The sequence below is a fragment of the Kitasatospora sp. NPDC056800 genome (assembly GCF_042789775.1).
Taxonomy (GTDB): Bacteria; Actinomycetota; Actinomycetes; order Streptomycetales; family Streptomycetaceae; genus Kitasatospora.
Genome location: NZ_JBHUAL010000419.1, coordinates 1 through 1,455, shown reverse-complemented (window position 1 = coordinate 1,455; position 1,455 = coordinate 1). Strand labels below are relative to the sequence as shown.

The following is a 1,455-nucleotide window of genomic DNA, read 5'->3' as shown; positions in this document are numbered from 1 at the left end:
CCCCGCTCCCCACCCCCCCCCCCCGCCGGCGCCCCCCCCCGCCCCGCCACCCCCCGGGCCCCCCCCCCCCCCCGGACGCGGTCCGGGCCCACTGTCCGGCGGAGTCGTGGCCACCCGCCCCGCAGGCGAGTTCGCGCACGTACCGGCGCGTTGCCCGCCCGGGCAACCTTTGCTGCCCGCCCGTACCTGGCACTGGTTCGCCCCCGCCCAGTATCAAGGAGGAGTCGACCGCCCCGCGCCCGTGGAGAGCCTTCCTTGCACGATCACGAGACCACCAGAGCCACCGAGACAGGCGGCCGTACCCCTGCCCGCAAGCCCAGCCCCGCCCCGCCCACGCGGCTGCTCGGCCTCCAGGCCACGGTCGGCAACGCCGCGGTCGTCCAGATGCTCCGCCAGACCGGCCGATCCCAGACCGGCCGATCCCAGACCGGCCACTCCCAGGCCCGGCCCGAACAGCACCGACACACCGTCGGCCACGTCCCGGCCCGTCCTCCGGCCGCCGTCCAGCGCGCCGAAGGCGGATCGGAGACCGACGCCGAATCCGAGTTCCGGCTGGGCGTCGCGGCCACGTTGGAACGGGTCATCAACGACGACGTCAAGGACCGGCTGGGTGTCAGCGGGCTGCACCTGAGCATCGGCGGCGGAGGCGGGGTGGCCGCGCTGAAGGCCGCACGGCCCGTCCAGGACCTCGATCTGCGGCTCCACATCGCCGACCCCGAGGGCCAGGACCCGGAGCTGCGCCGGCAGGTCGTCGCGTACCTCGAAGCCCTGCTGCAGGACGAAGCGGGCACGGACGCCAACGGCACGACGGTGAAGGGCACGTTCGGCGGGGCCGAGGTCAGCGTCACGCTGGGCAAAGTGCCCACGGAGACGCGGGACATGCAGGTGCACGAGAGCTCCGCCCGGGTCCCCCTGACGGTCGTGGCGCCGCTGCGCCTGTTCACGGACAAGGTGACCGCCTTCGCCATGCGCAAGGAGAAGGAGGGAGAGGTCCTGGCGGAGAAGCGGCAGAGGGACGCCCGTGACCTGCTGACCCTCCACTCGCAGATCACCGCCGAGGGGGAACTGGCGGACGTACTGGCCGAGAACGCGGACAACGACGAGCTCATCCACCACGGCCTGAAGAAAGCGGCCCAGTTCACGCAGGAACTGGGCCGCTACCGGAAGGACCACACGGGCGATTTCGAGCCCGCGGAGTGGGAGCGCCTCCGGGAGATCGGACGGACCCTGGAGAGGGTTGCCAAGAGCCTGCGCAAGTCCAAGGCCGAGCCCCCGGCGCAACCGGCGAGCCCCTCCGGTGCCGCCCCGGCGGCCGTCGACGCCCCCGCCGGCACGGATTCCGGCGCGATGACCAAGGCCGACCGCAAGGCCGCCAAGCAGGCCAGGCGGCAGCAGAAGCTGACCGAGCGGCCACCGACGGACTGAGGCACCCCGCTCCGGACCGTAGGCCCGGAC

Annotated in this window: 1 protein-coding gene; it reads left to right on the top strand. The window is 73.7% G+C overall.

Features of this window, described 5'->3' with window-relative positions; translation table 11 throughout:
- Positions 1–255: 255 nt before the first annotated feature.
- A complete protein-coding gene (locus ACFRQN_RS40810) occupies positions 256–1,425 on the top strand; it encodes a hypothetical protein (protein WP_380745700.1) in 1,170 nt (389 codons plus the stop codon).
- Positions 1,426–1,455: the final 30 nt, after the last annotated feature.